Source organism: Pseudomonas sp. PDM19 (genome assembly GCF_014852215.1).
Taxonomy (GTDB): Bacteria; Pseudomonadota; Gammaproteobacteria; order Pseudomonadales; family Pseudomonadaceae; genus Pseudomonas.
Genome location: NZ_JACVBG010000002.1, coordinates 1,203,762 through 1,224,879, shown reverse-complemented (window position 1 = coordinate 1,224,879; position 21,118 = coordinate 1,203,762). Strand labels below are relative to the sequence as shown.

Genomic DNA, 21,118 nt, shown 5'->3' with positions numbered 1-21,118 from the left:
CAGGTTAGCCCCTGCCGACGCAGCAACAAGGGGCGCAATGTCACGTTCCTTTTCCGCGCGATAGCCGCAGGCGCCAGGGCAGCTCGCGGCGCAGGCGTGCAAGGTGCCCGCGCAGCTCGGCTGGCGACGCAGCCGCGCCGCCGTAACGCTGCTTTTCGAAGGCATCCAGGTAGCTGCGGATCGCCTGTGCATGGGCCGGCAACACTTTAATGGCACGCCGGCAGAAGTCCCTGCCGCCCTCCCCCGGCTCCCGGCGTACGCCCAGCGGCGCGAGCATCCGCTCGAAGCGCTGGAAGCTGCGCAACTGGACATCGGCGCTGCGTCGCCAGGGCTTGAACAACACCAGTGCCAGCAAGCCCAGCAACAGAGCGCCGCCGCCAACCAGCAGGGCGCCGCCCCATTGCCGGTCGAGCCCGCCGAACCAGTTTTTCAGCATGTCGCCCTGCTGCTCGGCCTGGTAGCCCAGCACCCAGCGCTGCCAGCCGTAGTTGGCGTCGTCCCACGCCATGCGCAGCTGGTTGAGCAGCGCGAAATGGCGGTAGCGCAGGGGCGAAAACGGATCGGACTCCAGGAAGCTGCCTTCCTGGCTCAGCGCCGCCTCCAGCCCCTGCTCGATGCGTTCGGGCGCCACGGCGCCCGTCGGGTCGACCCGCGTCCAGCCCCGCCCCGCCTCCCAGTACTCGACCCAGGCATGGGCGTCGAACTGGCGGATCGCCAGGTAGTTGCCCGAGGTACTCGCCTCGCCGCCCTGGTAGCCGGTGACCACGCGAGCCGGAATACCGGCAGCGCGCAGGACGAAGGTCATGGCGCCGGCGTAGTGCTCGCAGAAGCCGGCGCGGGTGTCGAAGAGAAAGCCGTCGATGCGTTCCGGGCCGGCATCCGGCGGCCGGAGTGTGTAGCGGAACGGCTGCTCGCGCAGATGCTGGAGCATCGCCTGCACCAGCGCTGCCGGCTGCGGGTAGCGTTCGCGCAGTTGCTGCGCCCAGGCGCGGGCTCGTGGGTTGCCGCCCTGTGGCAAGGCAAGGTTGATCCGTTGCGCGCGGGCGGCGTCATCCGGCTCCAACTGTGCGTCCGGCCAGGAGGTGGCACGGTACATCAGCCCCTGGCGCACCGGCAGACGTCGCTCCAGGTGGAAGTCGCTCATCATTCGCGCATCGCCCAGGCTGATCTGCGCCACGTCGAGGGCGAACAGCCAGGGCCGGCCGTTGGGCTCCATGATCACCTGGTACTGCAACGGCTGGCCCCGCTGCTGCCATTGCGGCGGACGATCGCCACGCTGGAACGCGGTGCTCCAGCGCACACCGTCGAAGCGCTCCAGGGTCAGCGCCCGCCAGTACAGCTGCGAACGCGGCGGCGGCTGACCGTCAAAACTCACCCGGAAAGCCAACGCGGGTGACTGGCTCAACTCGACCATGTCCCCTGGCGCCATGCTGTCGCTCAGCCCGGTCATGGCCTTGTCGCCCGGCATCGGCAGCGACCACAGCGGCCCCATCCGCGGGAACAGCAGGAACATCAGCAGCATCAGCGGCAGCGCCTGCAACAGCAGGCCGCCGGCCAGGCGCAGGGTCGGCATCGGGCGCGCGGCGAAGCTGCTCTGCTGCAGGCCGATGGCCGCCGCCAACAGGGCCAGCACCGGCAGCAGGCTGAATGCGGCAGCGATGATGTCGTCCTGGAACAGGTAGCTGGTGGTCACGGCGAAGAATCCCAGCAGGATCAGCACCCAGGCGTCGCGGCGGGTCTTGAGCTCCACCAGCTTGACCACGAAGGCGGCGATCAGCAGCACCACGCCAGCATCCAGCCCGATCACCGAGCCACGGGAGAACCACACTCCTACCCCGGCCGCCGCCACCAGCGCCAGCTTGGCGACGCCGCTGGGGTAGTTGGTGCGCATGCGGAACACCTGGATGCGCCAGGCCGCACAGCCCAGCCAAAGCGCGACGATCCACAGTGGCAGGTGCTCCAGGTGCGGGATGATCACCACCGCCTGGGCTACCAGCAGCCAGGTGAGCGCGACCCGTGGAATCGGTTGGGTGGAAGCGGCGGCAGCGCTGCTCATCGCTTCGTCCCGTGCAGCGCCAGGGCGCGAAGGCAGGCATCGCGATGGGTATCGTCCAGGCCGACCGCCAGTTGCGCATCCGGCAAGCGCAGACCGAAGGGTTGCTGGCGCAGCGACAGCTGCAGAACCCAGAAACACAGGCGTGAAAGGCGTCCCTCGGTATCGCCGCCCAGGCTGTTGAACTCCAGCCAGACGTTGCGTCCCGCCAGCGCAGAGAAGTCCTTCACCAGCAGGCCCTGGCCGCGCGAATAGGCCTTCCAGTGCAGACGCCGGCGCGAGTCGCCCGGCTGGTAGGGCCGCAGCCCCTGGAAATCATCGACGCCACGGCCGCTGGGACGCACACCCTCTTCGTCATTCTCAGCTGGCCCGCCTTCGAGCGGCAGATCGCCGGGCTGCGGATGCGGGTAGACCAGCACCGACTGGTCCAGGTCCACCCAGCTCCAGGCCACCAGCAGCCCCAGCGGGAAACGGCTTTCCACGCGCAGGCGACCGGGGCGCAGCCAGCCGCGTCGCTGTGCCGTCATCGTCAGCAGCACTTCTTCGGCATGCTCTGCCGTGACATCGGCAAACTGCATGCGCTCGGTTTCCCAGCCCAGGCCGATGGCCTGTCGGGCGCGCCCTTCGCCTTCCAGGCGCACGCGAAAAGCTGCCTGTTCGCCGACGAATACCGGCTGCGCGCCGAGCGCCGTCAGGCGCAGGCCGCCCAGGTTCCGATAGGTGTGCAGGATGGCGACGATGAACAGCGACAGCAGCAGGAAGGTCAGGCCGTAGGCCAGGCTGTTCTGGTAGTTGATGGCGGTGAGCAGCATCAGCAGCAGCGCGACGCCGAACGCCATCCCCTGCCGGGTCGGGATAATGAAGATACGCCGCTGGTTGAGCTGCAGCGATGGCGATGGCGGTATGCGCCGGGCTATCCAGCTCTGCCACAGCGGCCTGACCCTGACGAGCATGGCATGCCCCTCAGAGAGCCGGAACTTCGCGCAGCAACCACTGCACCAGCGCGCCGCCGCCATGGCCGGCCGGGTCGGCCTGGTCACGCAGGCGGTGCCCGGCCACCGAAGGCAGCACGGCCTGCACATCCTCGGGAATCACATAGTCGCGCCCGGCCAGCAGTGCCCAGGCACGAGCGGCCGCCAGCAACGCGAGGCTGCCGCGCGGCGACAGGCCGAGGGCGAAGGCCGGCTGGGTACGCGTGGCTTCCACCAGGCGCAGCACGTAATCCACCAGGGCATCGCTGGCACGCACCTCCAGCACTTCACCCTGCAGCGCCTGCAGTTCCTGCGGGTCGAGCATCGGCTCCAGGCGCGGCAGCAGGTCCCGGCGCGCCTCGCCCAGCAGCAGCGCCTTCTCGGCGGCGCGGCCGGGGTAGCCCAGGGACAGGCGCATGAGGAAGCGGTCAAGCTGGGACTCGGGCAGCGCGAAGGTACCGCCCTGGGTCACCGGGTTCTGCGTGGCGATGACGAAGAAGGGTTCGGGCAGCGGACGGGTCGCGCCCTCGATGGTCACCTGGCCCTCCTCCATGGCCTCGAGCAGCGCGCTCTGGCTCTTGGGCGTGGCGCGGTTGATCTCGTCGGCCAGCACCAGCTCGGAGAAGATCGGCCCGGCGTGGAAGACGAACTGCCCGGTGTCCTTGTCGAACACCGAGGTGCCCAGCACGTCGCCGGGCAACAGGTCGGAGGTGAACTGGATGCGCTGGAAGCTCAGCCCCAGCACCCGCGCCAGCGCATGGCTCAGGGTGGTCTTGCCCATGCCGGGCAGGTCTTCGATGAGCAGGTGACCGCGGGCCAGCAGGCAGGTCAGTGCCAACCTCACTTGCACTTCCTTGCCGAGCAGTACCTGATCGACTGCCTTCAGACAATTCTCCAGCTTGGCGTGCATCCTGACCCTCTCTTCCCCGGAAAACTCCGATCCTACTGGTCCGGAACGGAGCATCAAAGGTTTCGACACATTTAGTCCGCAATCTGTGATGCAGAGCTGTGATCCAGAGCGCCTAGCGCCCCAGCAGGCGCTCCGCCAGCCAACTCGCGGCGGGGCCCAGCCGACGCTGCCGCGACCAGATCACGTCCACCGCCACCCGGCGCGGCCAGCCGGCGACCTTCAACTCCTTCATACGCCCGCTGGCGAAGCGTCCTACCATCCAGCTGGGCAATTCGATCCAGCCAAAGCCCAATACAGCCATGTCCAGCAACAGCAGGTAGTTTGGCGCGCTCCAGCAGCGGCCGCCGAGCATCGGTGCGGCGTCATCCAGGTAGGTGTTCAGGCGCAGCGCCCGGTACGCCAGCAGGTCCTCGCGCTCTACCTGGGCGCGGCCGGCCAGCGGATGGTCGCGGCTGACGAAGAGGCCGAACTCAGCCTGTTCGCTCAGCGTCGCCGAGCTGACGTCCGGTGGGTAATCCTTCTGTGCCGCCAGCAAACCAAGGCTGGCGCGGCCCTGGACGACCAGGTCGAGTACGTCGCTGTCCTCGGCGATCAGCCATTCGAACTCCAGGTCCGGATAACGCGCATCGATCTCCGCCAGCCGGGCTTCGAATTCGGCCGACTGGTAGGTGTCCGACATCGCCAGGGTCACCCGCGACTCCAGTCCGCCGACGAGCTGATGGGCGAGCTGCCCGAGGCGGTCGTTGGCCATCAGCACCTCCTCCACCCGCCCGAGCAGCGCGTGGCCGGCCTCGGTCAGCTGCGGCTGGCGACTGCTGCGGTCGAACAGGGTCAGGCCGAGGTCGATCTCCAGGCGGGCGATGGCCTCGCTGACGGTGGACTGGCTCTTGCCCAGCTTGCGCGCGGCGGCGCTGAACGAGCCCAGGCAGGCGGCCTCGGCGAAGGCCTGCAGGGATTCGGGGGAATATTGCATGGTGGCAGCCTCTTCCATCGGTTAAGCCGATGGTATCCAACTTAGATCCAGCCGGTCGACCGATGATAATGGCGCCGGACCGACGGAGTCGGCCTTCTCGTGAATTGAGAGCTTGATGCCTGGAGATACCCCATGACTCCCACTAAAACCCTGAAAGAGCGGATGTTCCACGCCGGCCTTTTCGAATTGCTGGCGGTCGTCATCTGCGCGCCGACCCTGGCCTGGCTGATGGACAAACCGCTGGGCCACATGGGCGCCATGACCCTGATGTTCTCGGCCATCGCCACCGTGTGGAACATGCTGTTCAACGCCGCCTTCGACCGCGCGCAGAACCGCATGGGCTTCAGCCGTACCCTGTCGGTGCGCATTCTGCATGCCTCGCTGTTCGAACTGGGCCTGATCATCCTGCTGGTGCCGCTGGCCGCCTGGTGGCTGTCGGTGAGCCTGCTGCAGGCGTTCATCCTCGACATCGGCCTGGTGCTGTTCTTCCTGCCCTACGCGCTGGTGTTCAACTGGGTGTACGACGTACTGCGCGAGCGCTGGGTCGGACGGGCGCAGTCAACCGCCCAGGCCCACGGCTGAACGAAAAGCCGAAACAGAAAAGCCCGCATCACTGCGGGCTTTTTCATGTCCGAAGAAAGCTTCAGGCCAGGCTGGCAGCGATCTCGGCCAGGGCCTTGGCCGGGTCGGCGGCCTGGCTGATGGGGCGACCGATCACCAGGTAGTCGGAGCCGTTGTCCAGCGCCTGGCGCGGGGTGAGGATGCGACGCTGGTCGTCCTGGGCGCTGCCGGCCGGGCGGATGCCGGGGGTGACCAGTTGCAGCGCCGGGTGCGCGGCCTTCAGCGCGGGTGCTTCCTGAGCGGAGCACACCAGGCCGTCCATGCCGGCCTTCTGCGCCAACGCAGCCAGGCGCAGCACCTGCTCCTGGGGCTCGACGTCCAGGCCGATGCCGGCCAGGTCCTCGCGCTCCATGCTGGTCAGCACGGTCACACCGATCAGCAGCGGCGACGGGCCATTGAAGGCGTCCAGGGTCTCGCGGCAGGCGCTCATCATGCGCAGGCCGCCGGAGCAGTGCACGTTGACCATCCATACGCCCATCTCGGCGGCGGCGCGCACGGCCATCGCGGTGGTGTTGGGGATATCGTGGAATTTCAGGTCGAGGAAGACTTCGAAACCGCGGCTGTTCAGGGTCTCGACGATACCGGCGGCGCAGCTGGTGAACAGCTCCTTGCCCACCTTCACCCGGCACAGCTTCGGGTCCAGCTGGTCGGCCAGCGCCAGCGCGGCTTCGCGGGTGGGGAAATCCAGGGCGACGATGATCGGGGTCTGGCAGGCGGACATGGGCTCTCTCGCGGGTATCGAAAAAATCGGCGCGCATTGTCGCAGAAACGCGCCGACTTCCGTAGCCCGCCCGGCAGGAATGCTGCGTCGCCGACGGCGATCAGGCACTCAGCCGCTCGCGCAGGCGGCCGAGCATGCCCAGCAGGCTGCCGACCTTCTCCCGCTCGCGCTCCTCGCGCGGCACCTCGGCGATGCGCGCGACCTTTTGCTCGGGCTGCGCGCGCCACAGCAGCGCCTGCTCGGCGGCGGCCTTCAGGCCCTTCTCGAACAGCCCGCGGCGGATAGGCTTGGGCAGGTAGCGGAAGATCTGCGCCTGGTTGATCAGCGCCAGCAGGTCCTGGGTGTCGCGGAACGGCGTGACGACGATGCTCAGCAGGCGCGGATGGGCCTGGGCCAGGGACTTGAGCAGCGGCGCGGTGTCTTCGCCGGCGAGCTTCAGGTCGCTGACGAGGATATCGATCGGCTCGCTATTCAGCCGCACGATGGCCTCGGCCAGGTTGCGCGCGCGGTGCAGCCGGTGGGTGCCGGCGCTGCAGAACTCACCGACGCAGGCCAGGGTTTCGGGGTCCTCGTCCAGCAGCAGCACGTTGAGCGGCGCGACCACGCGGCTGATGGCCTTGGTGTCGATGGGCTCGGCCGGCGCCTGGCGCAAGGCGATCTCGGCCGCCTGGCGCAGGGTGAAGGCCATTTCCTGCGGGTCCCAGGGCTTGGTCAGGTAGCGGAAGATGCCGCCGCTGTTGAGTGCATCCACCGCCGCGTCGAGGTCGGAGTAACCGGTCAGCAGGATGCGCAGGGTATCCGGAGCGATCTCCTGGGCCTGGGCCAGCAGCTCGGCGCCGGTCATCTGCGGCATCCGCTGGTCGCTGACGAGGATGTCGATGCGCTCCTCGCGCAGGCGCTGCAGGGCTTTGTGCGGGTCAGTCTCCACCTGCACGTCGTAGTGCCGGCGGAACTGCATCGCGAGGCTGCGCAGGATGCGCTCCTCGTCGTCGACGAAGAGGATGCGGACAGGCTGCTGGCTCATGTTCAGGCGCTCCGTTTCAGTTCGCTGGCCTGCTGGATCGGCAGGCTGATGAGGAATCGCGTGCCGCGTCCGGGTTCGGACGCCACGCGGATGCGGCCGCCATGGTCCTGGACGATCTTGTAGCTGATCGACAGGCCCAGGCCCGTGCCCTGCCCCACCGGCTTGGTGGTGAAGAAGGGATCGAAGATGCGCGCGCGCACCTCCTCGTTCATGCCCTTGCCGTTGTCCTGCACCGAGAGGTGCACATGGGTTTCGTCCGCCCAGGACTTCACCTGGATCAGGCCGAACTTCTCCATGGCCTGGGCGGCGTTGGTCAGCAGGTTGAGCAACACCTGGTTGATCTGGCTGGCGGCGCAGGCGACCTTGGGCAGCGCGCCCAGCTGGGTGGCGACCTCGGCCTTTTCCTTGATGCTGTTGCGCGCGATCAGCAGCGCGCTGCGCACGCAGTCGTTGAGGTCGACTTCCTCGCTGCGGGCGCGGTCCAGGCGAGCGAAATCCTTCAGGCCGCCGACCAGCTCGCCGATCTGCGCAAGGCCGAAATCGGTGTCGCCGAACAGCTGGTCGAGATCACCCACCAACTGTTCCAGCGCCGCGTCGTCACGGGCCTGCTCGAAGGCGGCACGGGCGCGGGCCAGTTGCTCGGGAGCGCAGGCCGTATCGTCCAGGCACTCGTTGAGCAGGGTTTGCGCCTCGGTCAGGCCGAGCAGCGGGATCAGCAGCTCGCGCAGCAGCGCGACGTTGTTCTTCACGTAGCCCAGCGGGGTGTTCAGCTCATGGGCGACGCCAGCGACCATCTGCCCGAGGGAGGCCATCTTCTCCGACTGCACCAGTTGCGCCTGGGATTCGCGCAGGTCCTGCAGGGTCTTGTTGAGCACGCGATTGCGCTGGGCGACGCGCTGCTCCATGGCCTTGAGCAGGTCAAGCACCGTGCCGAGGCCGAGGTAGCGGCCCTGCTCGTCGATCAGCACGAAGTCCTCGGTGATCGGGTAGCTCAGTTGCGCGGTGACCTGCTGCGAGGCCTCTTCGAGGCTCAGGTCGGCGCGCACCTTCAGCGGCTGTGCGTTCATCACGTCGCTGGCCGGACGGCGCCCCCAGAGGTCGCGGCCGAAGCGCTGCATGAAGATGTCCTGCAAGCCGTTACGGCTGACCAGCCCCAGCGGCATTCCGGCGACATCCACCACCGGCAGCGAAAGGAAGGAACGGTGCTCGGCGTCGAGGAAGCGCTCAGCCACGTCGCTGATGCTCAGTTCCGGGGCCAAGGGCGCTACCTGGCGCAACAGCTCGTGCAGGGCGCGGGTGGTCATCGGCGAATCTCCGGTCGCTGGGATGGGCGCCAGTAGACCAGCGGCAGATTGCCATCCTGTGACAGCCGTCGCGTGCTCGGGAAGCTTCACGGCGCGGTCATCGCACTGCAACAAGCGCCGCTGCGGCGCACCCGAACGGGACGCGCGAAACACCCTCGCACCGCTTCGAAGCAGGCGAACAGGTGGCGAATGTTCACGAAACGACGCGATCAGGCCGTTTGCGACCGGGCTCCGTGGAATGGCACGGCCACTGCACGACGACAGGGGTCGTGTCTTTCATCCTCTGTCCTGGAGACCTCGCATGAGCACGCAACTCAAACCCACCCTGGGCACCCTGCACCTGTGGGGCATCGCCGTGGGCCTGGTGATTTCCGGTGAATATTTCGGCTGGAGCTATGGCTGGGGCGTGGCCGGCACCCTCGGCTTCCTGGTCACCACCCTGCTGGTGGCGACCATGTACACCTGCTTCATCTTCAGCTTCACCGAGCTGACCACCGCCATTCCCCATGCCGGCGGCCCCTTCGCCTACAGCCGCCGCGCCTTCGGCGAGAAAGGCGGCCTGGTGGCCGGACTGGCCACGCTGATCGAGTTCGTCTTCGCCCCGCCGGCCATCGCCATGGCCATCGGCGCCTACCTCAACGTGCAGTTCCCGTCCCTCGATCCGAAGCACGCGGCGGTCGGCGCGTACCTGATCTTCATGACCCTGAACATCCTCGGCGTCAGCATCGCCGCCACCTTCGAGCTGATCGTCACGATCCTCGCAGTGGCCGAGTTGCTGGTGTTCATGGGCGTGGTGGCGCCGGGCTTCAGCTTCAGCAACTTCGTGCTCAATGGCTGGGCCGGTTCCGACAGCTTCGGCGGCGCGGCCATCGGCGGGATCTTCGCGGCGATCCCCTTCGCCATCTGGTTCTTCCTCGCCATCGAGGGCGCGGCGATGGCCGCCGAGGAAGCCAAGGACCCGAAACGCACCATTCCCAAGGCCTACGTCAGCGGCATCCTGACCCTGGTGGTGCTGGCCCTCGGGGTGATGCTGTTCGCCGGCGGCGCAGGCGACTGGAAGGCCCTCTCGGGGATCAACGACCCTCTGCCGCAAGCCATGAAGATGGTGGTCGGCGAGAATTCCGGCTGGCTGCACATGCTGGTGTGGATCGGCCTGTTCGGCCTGGTCGCCAGCTTCCACGGCATCATCCTGGGCTACTCGCGGCAGTTCTTCGCGCTGGCCCGCGCCGGCTACCTGCCGCGCGGCCTGGCCAGGCTGTCGCGCTTCCAGACGCCGCACCGGGCGATCATCGCCGGCGGCCTGGTGGGCATCGCGGCGATCTACAGCGACGGCCTGATTGCCCTGCAGGGTATGAGCCTGACCGCGGCGATGATCACCATGAGCGTGTTCGGCGCCATCGTCATGTACATCATGAGCATGCTCAGCCTGTTCAAGCTGCGCCGCAGCGAACCGGACCTCGAACGCAGCTTCCGCGCGCCGGGCTTCCCCGTGGTGCCGGGCATCGCCCTGGCGCTGGCCGTGCTGTGCCTGGTGGCGATGGTCTGGTTCAACCTGCAGATCGCCGGGATATTCCTGGCCTTCATGGCTGCCGGCTTCGTCTACTTCCAGCTCACCGCCGCCCATCGCGCCAGCGCCCCGGCGGACGCTATGCTGACGGGAGCCTGACAGCCACCCACTGTGCGCCGGCTTTCGCGGCCGGCGCGCAGCCACCGGGACGTTCGCATGCCGTACCAGACCACCGTCGGTAGCCTGACCTACCGCTTTGCCGACTTGAAGACCCTGCTCGCCAAGGCCAGCCCGGCGCGCTCCGGCGATTCCCTCGCGGGCCTGGCCGCCGACAGCTACGAAGAACGCATGGCGGCGAAGATCGCCCTCGCCGATGTGCCGCTCCAGCGCTTCCTCGACGAGGCGCTGATCCCCTACGAAGCCGATGAAGTCACCCGGCTGATCATCGATAGCCACGACACCGCCGCTTTCGCACCGATCCGCCATCTCAGCGTCGGCGACTTCCGCGACTGGCTGCTGCTGGACAGCACCGACAGCGCCACGCTGACTGCCGCCGCCAGAGGCATCACCCCGGAGATGGCCGCCGCGGTGAGCAAGCTGATGCGTAACCAGGACCTGATCCTGGTGGCTAAGAAGTGCCGCGTGGTCACGCGCTTTCGCAACACCATCGGCCTGCCCGGCCACCTCTCGGTACGCCTGCAGCCCAACCACCCCACGGACGACCTGCGCGGCATTGCCGCGAGCCTGCTCGATGGCCTGCTGTACGGCGCTGGCGATGCAGTGGTGGGCATCAACCCGGCAAGCGATTCGCCAGCCACGCTGATGCAGCTGTGGCGGATGATGGATGAACTGCGCCAGCGCTTCGAGATTCCCCTGCAAAGCTGCGTGCTCACCCACGTCACCTCGCAGATCCAGGCCATCGAGGCCGGCGCGCCGATCGACCTGGTGTTCCAGTCCATCGCTGGCACGCAGAAGACCAACGAGAGCTTCGGCATCGACCTCGCCCTGCTGCGCGAGGCCCACGCGGCCGCGCTATCGCTGGGGCGCGGCACGCTGGGCGACAACGTCATGTACTTCGAGACGGGCCAGGGCAGCGCACTCTCCGCAGGCGGCCACCACGGTGTCGACCAGCAGACCTGTGAAGCCCGCGCCTACGCCGTGGCCCGCGAGTTCCGCCCGTTGCTGACCAACACCGTGGTCGGCTTCATCGGCCCGGAATACCTCTACGACGGCAAGCAGATCATCCGCGCCGGGCTGGAGGATCACTTCTGCGCCAAGCTGCTGGGCGTGCCCATGGGCTGCGACGTCTGCTACACCAACCACGCCGAAGCCGACCAGGATGACATGGACAACCTGCTGACCCTGCTGGGCGCGGCGGGCATCACCTTCATCATGGGCATCCCCGGCGCCGACGACATCATGCTCAACTACCAGAGCACCTCCTTCCACGACGCCCTCTACCTGCGCAGCACCCTGGGCCTGAAGCGCGCACCGGAATTCGACGCCTGGCTGGCGAAGATGGCGATCACCGAAGCCTCGGGACAGTTGCGCCCGATCAGCCGCGGCCACGCTCTGCTGCGGGCCTTCTGAGGAGCTGGAAACATGGACCTGATCCAGAACGACCCCTGGGACGAGCTGCGTGCGCACACTTGCGCGCGCATCGCGCTGGGCCGCGTCGGCTCCAGCCTGCCGACCCGCGAGGTGCTGAAGTTCGGCCTGGCCCACGCCCAGGCCCGCGATGCGGTGCACCACCCGCTGGACTTCGAGGCACTGCAGCAGGCGCTGGCCCACGAGGGCTTCCGCGTCCTGCGCGCGCGCAGCGAGGCGCCGGACCGCCAGACCTACCTGCTGCGCCCGGACCTGGGCCGCGCGCTGCACCCGGACAGCCAGTGGCAGCTCAAGGGCGAGAAGATCGCTGCGGAGCTGGTCATCGTGATTGCCGACGGCCTCTCCTCGTTCGCTGTCCAGCAGCACGCACTGCCGCTGCTGAGCGCGCTGCGCGAGCGCTTCGCCACCGATTGGCAGCACACCCCGGTGGTGCTCGCCGAACAGGGTCGCGTGGCCATCGGCGACGGCATCGGCGAGGCGCTGGGAGCGAGGCTCGCGCTGGTGCTGATCGGCGAACGCCCCGGTCTCAGCTCGCCGGACAGCCTCGGCCTCTACCTCACCTGGCAGCCGCGCATGGGACGCATGGACAGCGAGCGCAACTGCGTCTCCAACGTGCGCCCACAGGGCCTGCCCTACGAGCTGGCGGCACACAAGCTCGCCCATCTGCTGCAACAGGCCCTGCGCCTGCGGGTGAGTGGCGTGCGGCTCAAGGACGACAGCGACCTGCCCGAAGCAATCGATCGGAACCGGCCCGCGCCTGACAAGGTCTGAATCACAGCGTATCGTGACGCTCTACTGCCACTGTCGGAGACGGGACCATGCCCTGGTATGCCTGGTTGATCATCGCCCTAGCCCTGGGCTCCATCGTCGGCGCACTGATGATGCTGCGCGACACCGCGAAGAAGCTCCCGCTCACCGAGGAACAGCTCAAGCGCATCCACGAGCGCAACGCCGAGATGGATGCCAAGGAAGCCGACGACAAGCGATGAAAATCGCCTAACTGACTGACGCTTCAGTCAAAAACTGGCCATAGCCATGGCCAGCGGCAGTCGAAATTGCCTAGACTGCGCCTCCTTGTTGGAGGAAAGAATGCTCAGGAAACTCCTGCCGCTGCTGCCAATCGTGTTGTTGCTCTGCGGATTCGCGCTGGGTTTCGTCCAGCCGGTGGGGTTGCTGATCGGCGCCGTTTACGTCGCCTGGACCCTCTACGGCGAGCATCGCCTGCCGCGCCTGCTCTGGTGGCTGGTGTGCCTCGTGCTCAGTATCGCCCTGGCCGCGCACCTGCTGCCGGGCACTACCTCCTGGACCCTCTGGCCGGTGCGCCAGCTCAGCCCGGACGCTCCCGTCTACGCCCTGCACCTGTCCTGGGACAAGGCGCTGGTGGGCGCAACCCTGCTCGCCTGGTGGCTGCGCCGCGACCCGGTGCCGACGGAGAAACGCTCGCCGGACTTCGCCGCCATCGTCATCGTCACCACGCTATTCGCCGTGCCGCTGGTGGCCGTCGCCGGTGGCCTGGTGGTGTGGAATCCGAAATGGCCGCCCGGCTTCTGGCTGTGGATGCTGGTCAACGTCTGCGTGATCTCGCTGACCGAGGAAGCCTTCTTCCGCGGCCTGCTGCAGACTGAGCTGGTGCGCCGCTTCGGCGCTTTCGCCGGGGTGGCAGTCGCCAGCGTGCTGTTCGGCATGGTGCACTGGCCGATCAACCCGCTGTTCGCGGTGGTCGCCGGCGTCGCCGGCCTGGGCTACGGCCTGGCCTTCCACTTCAGCGGCCGCCTGGCGGTGCCGGTGCTGCTGCATGCGGCGGTGAACTGCCTGCATCTGCTGCTGTTCAGCTATCCGTTGCGGATTATCTGAGAGGGGCAGCGGCAGGCTTCAGGCTTTAGGCCACAGGCGGCGTCAATGCGCTCTTGCCTGCAGCCTGTAGCCTGCCGCTTGTAGCTAATCCCGAATCACCAGCAACAACGCCTGCTCGGCCAGCTCGTCGAGGGTCAGGCTGCCTTCGGGGCGGAACCAGGTGATGGACCAGGACAGCGCCCCGGTCAGGAAGCGCCGCAGGATGAACGGGTCGCCCTGGCTGAAGCCGGCCGCGCGGGCCTCTTCCAGCACATCCAGCCACATCTGCTCGTAGATGTCGCGCAGGCTGAGGATGTAGGCCTGGCCCTCTTCCGATAGCGAGCGCCATTCATAGACCAGCACCGCCATCGCCTCGCCGGTGCCGCCGGTGATCGACTGCAGCTCGCAGCGGATCAGCGCCAGCAAGCGCTCGCGCAAGGTCGTCGCATCGGCCAGCGCGGCACGCATCAGGGCGGTGTTGTAGAGGATGGTTTCCTCCATCACCGAGCGGAGGATTTCGTCCTTGCTCTTGAAGTGATGGAAGATGCTGCCGGACTGGATGCCCACGGCGCCGGCCAGGTCGCGCACCGTGGTGCGTTCGTAGCCCTTGCTGCGGAACAGGTGCGCGGCGGTGTGCAACAGCTTGCCGCGGGCGCTCTCCGGGTCGGTGATCTGCCCGGTCTTGACCAGCTCCAGCATGACTTCGCGGGCTTTGCGGTCATCCACGCTGTTCTCTCCCCATGAGGCCCATCGGCCGATCTGCTCAGGGCGATTCATCGAAACGCCCTGCAAGTGCTTGTGTTGTCTGACGAAATGTAAGCCCCCGAAGCCCAACCAAGCAAGCGCTTGGCCATCCATTGGTTGGGGTTGTCGTACTTTCGGGGCTTTTCAACCAAGCGCTTGCTTGGTAATGTCGATCCATCACTCAGCGTCACGGGCAGAACAATGACTAGAACCGTACGTATCGGCTGCGCCTCCGCCTTCTGGGGCGACACCTCCACCGCCGCCGCCCAACTGGTGCGCGGTGCGGAAATGGACTATCTGGTATTCGACTACCTCGCCGAAATCACCATGTCGATCATGGCCGGCGCCCGCCTGAAGAATCCCGAGGCAGGCTACGCCACCGACTTCGTCGAAGTGATGACACCCCTGCTGGGTGACATCGCGGCGAAGCAGGTGCGCGTGATCAGCAACGCTGGCGGGGTGAATCCCTCGGCCTGCGCCAGCGCCCTCGCCACCGCCTGCGAGAAGGCTGGCGTGGCGCTGAAGATCGCCGTGGTGCACGGCGACAACCTGCAGCCGCGCCTGGGCGAGCTGGCCAAGGCCGGCATCCGCGAGATGTTCTCGGGCGCACCGATGCCGCCGATGTGCGTCTCGGTCAACGCCTACCTTGGCGCCCCCGGCATCGTCGAAGCGCTGAAGGCTGGCGCCGATGTCGTCATCACCGGCCGCGTGGTGGACAGCGCGGTGGTCAGCGCCGCTCTGGTGCACGAATTCGGCTGGGCCTGGAGCGACTACGACAAACTGGCCCAGGCCGCGCTGGCCGGGCACATCATCGAGTGCGGCGCGCAGTGCACCGGTGGCAACTTCACCGACTGGGAAAGCGTGCCAGACTACGAGCACATCGGCTTCCCGCTCGTCGAAGTGCAGGCCAGCGGCGACTTCGTGGTGACCAAGCCGCAGGGCACCGGCGGGCTGGTGACGCCGCTGTCGGTGGGCGAGCAGATGCTCTACGAGATCGGCGACCCGCGCGCCTACCTGCTGCCTGATGTGGTCTGCGATTTCACCCAGGTCGAACTCGCCCAGGTGGGCGACAACCGCGTGGCCGTCATCGGCGCACGCGGCCTGCCGCCGACCGGGCAATACAAGGTCAGCGCCACCTATCCGGACGGTTTCCGCTGCACCGCCAGTTGCCTGATCGCTGGCATCGACGCGGTGAAGAAGGCCGAACGGGTCAGCCAGGCGATCATCGCCAAGACCGAGGAAATCCTCATGGAACGCGGCTGGGGTCCGTACCGTGAGGTCAGCGTGGAGTTGCTCGGCAGCGAGGCCACCTACGGCCCGCACGGGCGCCGCAGCGACAACCGCGAGATCGTGGTGAAGCTCGCCGTGCGCCACAGCCGCAAGGAAGCCCTGGTGCTGTTCTCCCGCGAGATCGCCCAGGCCGCCACCGGCATGGCGCCGGGCCTGACCGGCATCGTCGGCGGCCGCCCGACCGTGTACCCGGTGATCCGCCTGTTCTCCTTCCTGATCGACAAGGACAGCTGCGAGCTGGCCGTGGACATCGACGGTGAGCGCCACGGTGCCGCCCTGCCCGCCCTCGACACCTTCGACCCGACCGCGCTGGCCGACGACATTCCGGTACCGGCCGCCAAGGGCCCGGCCCAGGCCAGCGTGCCGCTGGTGAAGCTGGCCGTGGCGCGCTCCGGCGACAAGGGCAACCACAGCAACATCGGCGTCATGGCCCGCAAGGCCGAATACCTGCCGTGGATCGCCGAGGCGCTGAGCGAAGGCGCCGTGGCCGAATGGATGCAGCACGTGCTCGACCCGCAGCTGGGTCGCGTCAGCCGCTGGCACCTGCCGGGCAGCCATAGCCTGAACTTCCTGCTGGAAAACGCCCTGGGCGGCGGCGGCGTTGCCAGCCTGCGCATCGACCCGCAGGGCAAGGCCTTCGCCCAGCAGTTGCTGGAATTCCCGGTGGCGGTGCCGCAACACATCGCCGATGAAGTGATGTAAGAGCAAACCCTCACCCTAACCCTCTCCCGAAGAGAGAGGGGACTGATCGGTGCAGGATGAAACCGTGGCGCTAGCCGGCACGGACAGCCCCCTCTCCTAGGGGAGAGGGCTGGGGTGAGGGGAAATCGCTGGCACCGGAATTCCTCAAAACGCACGACGAACGATTGAGCAGGACGAAAACAACAATGAGCTACGACTCGATCTTCAAAGCCGGCCTGTTCGACGGCCAGACCATCATCGTCACCGGCGGCGGCAGCGGCATCGGCCGCTGCACCGCCCACGAGCTGGCGGCCCTCGGCGCCCACGTGGTGCTGGTCGGGCGCAAGGCGGAAAAGCTGGAGAAAACCGCTGGCGAAATCATCGAGGACGGCGGCAGCGCCAGCTGGCACAGCTGCGACATCCGCGACGAAGAAGCGGTGAAGGCACTGGTGGCGCAGGTCATCGCCGAGCGCGGGCCGATCCACCACCTGGTCAACAACGCCGGCGGCCAGTACCCCGCGCCGCTGGCCTCGATCAACCTGAAAGGCTTCGAGGCGGTGGTGCGCACCAACCTGGTGGGCGGCTTCCTGATGGCCCGCGAAGTGTTCAACCAGAGCCTGAGCAAGACCGGCGGCAGCATCGTCAACATGCTCGCCGACATGTGGGGCGGCATGCCCGGCATGGGCCATTCCGGCGCCGCCCGCGCCGGCATGGAGAACTTCACCAAGACTGCCGCCATCGAGTGGGGCCACGCCGGGGTGCGGGTCAACGCCGTGGCGCCCGGCTGGGTCGCTTCCAGCGGCATGGACACCTACGAAGGCGCGTTCAAGGCCGTGATCCCGACCCTGCGCGAGCACGTACCGCTCAAGCGCATCGGCACCGAGTCGGAAGTCTCCGCCGCCATCGTCTTCCTGCTCTCCCCCGGCGCCGCCTTCATCAGCGGCAACACCATCCGTATCGACGGCGCCGCCAGCCAGGGCAGCCGCGCCTTCCCGCTGGTGAAGGGCAAGCCGGGGCAGAGCCGTTCCTACAACGGCTTCCACCGTGCCTACCTGCCGGACGTCCTCAAGGATCAGGAGTAAGCGATGCCCGTCATCCAATCCGAAGTCGATCCCCAGGGCGAAGAATTCGCCCGCAACCGCGAGGCCATGCTGGCCGCCGTGGCGAGCTTCCGCGAGGTCGAGCAGAAGGTGCTGGACAAGGCCGCCGAGGCCAAGCCCAAGTTCGACAAGCGTGGCCAGCTGCTGCCGCGCGAACGCCTGAACCTGCTGCTGGACGCCGGCGCACCGTTCCTCGAGATTTCCTCGCTGGCCGGCTACAAGCTGCATGACGACAAGGACGGCACCCAGGCCGGCGGCGGCATCATCTCCGGCATCGGCTACATCGCCGGGGTTCGCTGCCTGGTGACCGCCAGCAACAGCGCGATCAAGGGCGGCACCATCTCCCCCACCGGGCTGAAGAAGACCCTGCGCCTGCAGCAGATCGCCTTCGAGAACAAGCTGCCGGTGGTGGCACTGACCGAGAGCGGCGGCGCCAACCTGAACTACGCGGCAGACATCTTCGTCGAGGGCGCGCGCGGCTTCGCCAACCAGGCACGCATGTCGGCTGCGGGTATTCCGCAGGTCACCGTGGTGCACGGCTCGTCCACCGCCGGCGGCGCCTACCAGCCGGGGCTGTCGGACTACGTGGTGGTGGTGCGCGGCAAGGCCAAGATGTTCCTCGCCGGCCCGCCGCTGCTCAAGGCGGCCACCGGTGAAATCGCCACCGACGAAGACCTCGGCGGCGCCGAACTGCACGCCCAGGTCGCCGGCACCGCCGAGTACCTGGCAGAGAACGACGCCGACGGCGTGCGCCTGGCCCGCGAAATCCTCGCTGCGCTGCCGTGGAATGCGCAGCTGCCGGCGCGCCCGCAGCAGGAATGGGATGCCCCGCTGCACCCCGCCGAGGAACTGCTCGGCGTGGTGCCGGCGGACGCCAAGAAGCCCTATGACGTGCGCGAGATCATTGCGCGCATCGCCGACGGCTCGCGCTTCCTCGACTTCAAGAACGAGTTCGACAGCCAGACCGTCTGCGGCCACCTGCACATCGAAGGCCACGCCTGCGGACTGATCGGCAACAACGGCCCGATCACCCCGCAGGGCGCGGCCAAGGCGGCGCAGTTCATCCAGCTGTGCGAGCAGAGCAACACGCCGATCCTGTTCCTGCACAACACCACCGGCTTCATGGTCGGCACCGAGTCCGAACGCCTGGGCGTGATCAAGCACGGCTCGAAGATGATCCAGGCGGTGGCCAACGCCACGGTGCCCAAGCTCACCCTGGTCGTCGGCGGCTCGTACGGGGCAGGCAACTACGCCATGTGCGGCCGCGGGCTGGACCCGCGCTTCATCTTCGCCTGGCCCAACAGCCGCACCGCCGTGATGGGCGGCGCCCAGGCCGGCAAGGTGTTGCGCATCGTCACCGAGGAGAAGCACGCCAAGGAGGGCAAGGAGCCCGACCCGAAGATGCTCGACATGCTCGAACAGATGACCGCACAGAAGCTCGACGCCCAGTCCACCGCGCTCTACGGCACGGCGAGCCTGTGGGACGACGGGCTGATCGACCCGCGCGACACCCGCGCGCTGCTCGGCTACCTGCTGGACATCTGCGCGGAGGCGGCAGTACGGCCGCTGAAGAACAACCGTTTCGGCGTCGCACGATTTTGACCGTAGGGCGCATGACGCCGCCGGCGTCATCCGCCAAGCCGGCGGATAAAGCGTTCCGCTTTATTCGCCCTACCTGACTTGAAAGATCCCACGGAGAACAAGAAATGATCTTCACCCAGGAACACGAAGAACTCCGCCGCACCGTCCGCAACTTCGTCGAGCGCGAGATCAACCCCTACGTCGACGAGTGGGAAAAGGCCGGACGCTTCCCGATCCATGAAGTCTTCAAGAAGGCCGGCGACCTGGGCCTGCTGGGTATCTCCAAGCCGGAGAAATTCGGCGGCATGGGCCTGGACTACAGCTACTCGGTGGTCGCTGCCGAAGAGTTCGGCACCATCCATTGCGGCGGCGTGCCGATGGCCCTGGGCGTGCAGACCGACATGTGCACCCCGGCCCTGGCGCGCTTCGGCTCCGACGAGCTGCGCGAGGAGTTCCTGCGCCCGGCGATCGCCGGCGAGATGGTCGGCTGCATCGGCGTCTCGGAAGTCGGCGCCGGTTCCGATGTGGCAGGCCTGAAGACCACCGCGCGCAAGGATGGCGACGACTACGTCATCAACGGCAGCAAGATGTGGATCACCAACTCGCCGTCGGCCGACTTCATCTGCCTGCTGGCCAACACCTCCGACGACAAGCCCCACGTCAACAAGTCGCTGATCATGGTGCCGATGAAGTCCAAGGGCATCAGCGTCAGCCCGCACCTGGACAAGCTCGGCATGCGCAGCTCGGAGACCGCCCAGGTGTTCTTCGACGACGTGCGCGTCCCCCAGCGCAACCGCATCGGCGCCGAGGGCGCGGGCTTCATGATGCAGATGCTGCAGTTCCAGGAGGAACGCCTGTTCGGCGCCGCCAGCGGGATCAAGGGGCTGGAATACTGCGTCAACACCACCATCGAGTACTGCAAGGAGCGCAAGACCTTTGGCCAGTCGCTGATCGACAACCAGGTCATCCACTTCCGCATGGCCGAGCTGATGACCGAGATCGAGTGCCTGCGCGCCCTCACCTACCAGGCCACCGAGCAGTACATCCGCGGCAAGGACGTGACCCGCCTGGCCTCCATGGCCAAGCTCAAGGTCGGCCGCCTGGCCCGCGAAGTCACCGACGCCTGCCTGCAGTACTGGGGTGGCCAGGGCTTCATGTGGGAAAACCCGGTCTCGCGCGCCTACCGCGACACCCGCCTGGTTTCCATCGGCGGCGGCGCCGACGAAATCATGCTGGGCATCATCTGCAAGATGATGGGCACCCTGCCGGGCAAGAAGAAGGGCTGAGAGGGGCTGCAGGCGACAGGCTGAAGGCGGCAGGAAGAGAGCCGCTTTCACCTGCAGCCTGAAGCCTGCTGCCTGAAGCGTCTTTTATGAGGATCCCGGCATGAATGAATTGCCGAACTGCGAAACCCTGCTGTTGGAAGCTGACGGCGGCGTGCTGCACGTCACCCTGAACCGCCCGGACAGCCGCAACGCCATGAGCCTGGCGATGGTCGGTGAACTGCGCGCGGTGCTCGCCGCCGTGCGCGACGACCGCGGCGTGCGCGCCATCGTCCTGCGCGGCGCCGGCGGGCACTTCTGCGCCGGTGGCGACATCAAGGACATGGCCGGCGCCCGCGCCGCCGGTCCCGATGCCTATGCCGCGCTGAACCGTGCTTTCGGTGGCCTGCTGGAAGAAGCACAGGCGCAACCCCAGGTGCTGGTCGCCGTGCTGGAAGGCGCGGTGCTCGGCGGCGGCTTCGGCCTTGCCTGCGTCTCGGACATCGCCCTGGCGGCGGTGGACGCGCAGTTCGGCCTGCCGGAAACCAGCCTCGGCATCCTGCCAGCGCAGATCGCGCCCTTTGTGGTGAAGCGCATCGGCCTGACCCAGGCGCGCCGCCTGGCGCTCACCGCCGCCCGTTTCGACGGCCGCGAGGCGCTGCGACTGGGCCTGGTGCATGCCTGCGCGGACAGCGCCGAAAACCTCGGCGAACAGCTTGCCCAGACACTCGAGCAGATCCGCCGCTGCGCCCCCGGTGCCAACGCCGCCACCAAAGCGCTGCTGCTGGCCACCGAGAGCGAAGCCCTCGGCCCGCTGCTGGACGACGCTGCCCGTCAATTCGCCGCCGCAGTGACCGGCGCGGAAGGCGCCGAAGGCACCCTGGCCTTCGTGCAGAAACGCAAACCGAACTGGGCGCAGTAGCCCCGAGGAAACC

The 21,118-nt window shown here is 67.4% G+C and carries 19 protein-coding genes; 11 read left to right on the top strand and 8 right to left on the bottom strand.

What is annotated here, in order from left to right:
* Window positions 1-40: 40 nt before the first annotated feature.
* The 4 genes from IB273_RS14080 to IB273_RS14065 all read right to left on the bottom strand — a co-directional run bounded on the left by IB273_RS14080 (window position 41) and on the right by IB273_RS14065 (window position 4,907).
* The gene (locus tag IB273_RS14080; RefSeq protein ID WP_192224310.1) at window positions 41-2,056 is read right to left on the bottom strand and encodes a DUF3488 and DUF4129 domain-containing transglutaminase family protein; all 2,016 of its coding nucleotides are present in this window, start codon (window positions 2,054-2,056) and stop codon (window positions 41-43) included.
* Window positions 2,053-3,006, bottom strand: coding sequence for a DUF58 domain-containing protein (locus IB273_RS14075; RefSeq protein WP_192224309.1), 954 nt, complete (start codon window positions 3,004-3,006; stop codon window positions 2,053-2,055). The genes IB273_RS14080 and IB273_RS14075 overlap by 4 nt, the downstream gene beginning before the upstream one ends.
* 10 nt (window positions 3,007-3,016) lie before the next feature.
* Entirely contained in the window at window positions 3,017-3,934 is a 918-nt protein-coding gene (locus IB273_RS14070; RefSeq protein ID WP_081518664.1) for an AAA family ATPase, read from the bottom strand.
* A gap of 112 nt (window positions 3,935-4,046) precedes the next feature.
* Window positions 4,047-4,907, bottom strand: coding sequence for a LysR family transcriptional regulator (locus IB273_RS14065; RefSeq protein WP_081518720.1), 861 nt, complete (start codon window positions 4,905-4,907; stop codon window positions 4,047-4,049).
* A 132-nt stretch (window positions 4,908-5,039) separates the two neighbouring features.
* On the opposite strand from IB273_RS14065, the gene IB273_RS14060 reads away from it, so the two are divergent.
* Window positions 5,040-5,489, top strand: coding sequence for a multidrug/biocide efflux PACE transporter (locus IB273_RS14060; protein ID WP_081518665.1), 450 nt, complete (start codon window positions 5,040-5,042; stop codon window positions 5,487-5,489).
* Between the two features lie 61 nt (window positions 5,490-5,550).
* On the opposite strand, the gene pyrF is transcribed toward IB273_RS14060, so the two are convergent.
* The 3 genes from pyrF to IB273_RS14045 form a co-directional block, all read right to left on the bottom strand.
* Window positions 5,551-6,249 (bottom strand): orotidine-5'-phosphate decarboxylase, encoded by a 699-nt coding sequence (pyrF, locus tag IB273_RS14055; protein ID WP_024764511.1) that lies wholly within the window; start codon window positions 6,247-6,249, stop codon window positions 5,551-5,553.
* 100 nt (window positions 6,250-6,349) lie between these two features.
* Window positions 6,350-7,273, bottom strand: a complete 924-nt coding sequence (locus IB273_RS14050) for a response regulator (RefSeq protein WP_151187710.1) — start codon at window positions 7,271-7,273, stop codon at window positions 6,350-6,352.
* Window positions 7,274-7,275: 2 nt separating this feature from the next.
* Window positions 7,276-8,577 carry a sensor histidine kinase gene (locus IB273_RS14045; RefSeq protein ID WP_192224308.1) on the bottom strand — a complete coding sequence of 434 codons (1,302 nt, stop codon included), beginning with the start codon at window positions 8,575-8,577 and terminating at the stop codon, window positions 7,276-7,278.
* Window positions 8,578-8,878: 301 nt separating this feature from the next.
* Here IB273_RS14045 and eat point away from each other — a divergent pair, with 301 nt between their 5' ends.
* The 5 genes from eat (at window position 8,879) to IB273_RS14020 (ending at window position 13,546) form a co-directional block, all read left to right on the top strand.
* Entirely contained in the window at window positions 8,879-10,243 is a 1,365-nt protein-coding gene (eat, locus tag IB273_RS14040; protein ID WP_138214853.1) for an ethanolamine permease, read from the top strand.
* A 57-nt stretch (window positions 10,244-10,300) separates the two neighbouring features.
* A complete protein-coding gene (locus IB273_RS14035) occupies window positions 10,301-11,674 on the top strand; it encodes an ethanolamine ammonia-lyase subunit EutB (RefSeq protein ID WP_192224307.1) in 1,374 nt (457 codons plus the stop codon).
* Between the two features lie 12 nt (window positions 11,675-11,686).
* Window positions 11,687-12,463, top strand: coding sequence for an ethanolamine ammonia-lyase subunit EutC (eutC, locus tag IB273_RS14030; protein WP_192224306.1), 777 nt, complete (start codon window positions 11,687-11,689; stop codon window positions 12,461-12,463).
* Window positions 12,464-12,510: 47 nt separating this feature from the next.
* The gene (locus IB273_RS14025) at window positions 12,511-12,681 is read left to right on the top strand and encodes a DUF2897 family protein (RefSeq protein ID WP_081518671.1); all 171 of its coding nucleotides are present in this window, start codon (window positions 12,511-12,513) and stop codon (window positions 12,679-12,681) included.
* A 100-nt stretch (window positions 12,682-12,781) separates the two neighbouring features.
* Window positions 12,782-13,546, top strand: coding sequence for a CPBP family intramembrane glutamic endopeptidase (locus tag IB273_RS14020; protein WP_081518672.1), 765 nt, complete (start codon window positions 12,782-12,784; stop codon window positions 13,544-13,546).
* 84 nt (window positions 13,547-13,630) lie between these two features.
* Here IB273_RS14020 and IB273_RS14015 read toward each other — a convergent pair whose 3' ends face one another.
* The gene (locus tag IB273_RS14015; protein ID WP_192224305.1) at window positions 13,631-14,251 is read right to left on the bottom strand and encodes a TetR/AcrR family transcriptional regulator; all 621 of its coding nucleotides are present in this window, start codon (window positions 14,249-14,251) and stop codon (window positions 13,631-13,633) included.
* A gap of 219 nt (window positions 14,252-14,470) precedes the next feature.
* Between IB273_RS14015 and IB273_RS14010 the strand changes: the two genes are divergently transcribed.
* From IB273_RS14010 to atuE, 5 genes are all read left to right on the top strand, one after another.
* The gene (locus IB273_RS14010) at window positions 14,471-16,261 is read left to right on the top strand and encodes an acyclic terpene utilization AtuA family protein (protein WP_192224304.1); all 1,791 of its coding nucleotides are present in this window, start codon (window positions 14,471-14,473) and stop codon (window positions 16,259-16,261) included.
* 185 nt (window positions 16,262-16,446) lie between these two features.
* Window positions 16,447-17,322 carry an SDR family oxidoreductase gene (locus tag IB273_RS14005; RefSeq protein WP_081518674.1) on the top strand — a complete coding sequence of 292 codons (876 nt, stop codon included), beginning with the start codon at window positions 16,447-16,449 and terminating at the stop codon, window positions 17,320-17,322.
* A 3-nt stretch (window positions 17,323-17,325) separates the two neighbouring features.
* Window positions 17,326-18,942, top strand: a complete 1,617-nt coding sequence (atuC, locus tag IB273_RS14000) for a geranyl-CoA carboxylase subunit beta (RefSeq protein WP_081518675.1) — start codon at window positions 17,326-17,328, stop codon at window positions 18,940-18,942.
* Between the two features lie 104 nt (window positions 18,943-19,046).
* On the top strand, window positions 19,047-20,207 hold the full coding sequence (atuD, locus tag IB273_RS13995) for a citronellyl-CoA dehydrogenase (RefSeq protein ID WP_192224303.1): 1,161 nt from the start codon (window positions 19,047-19,049) through the stop codon (window positions 20,205-20,207).
* A gap of 100 nt (window positions 20,208-20,307) precedes the next feature.
* Complete coding sequence (gene atuE / locus IB273_RS13990; RefSeq protein WP_192224302.1) at window positions 20,308-21,105, top strand: isohexenylglutaconyl-CoA hydratase; 798 nt, start codon at window positions 20,308-20,310, stop codon at window positions 21,103-21,105.
* Window positions 21,106-21,118 lie beyond the last annotated feature (13 nt).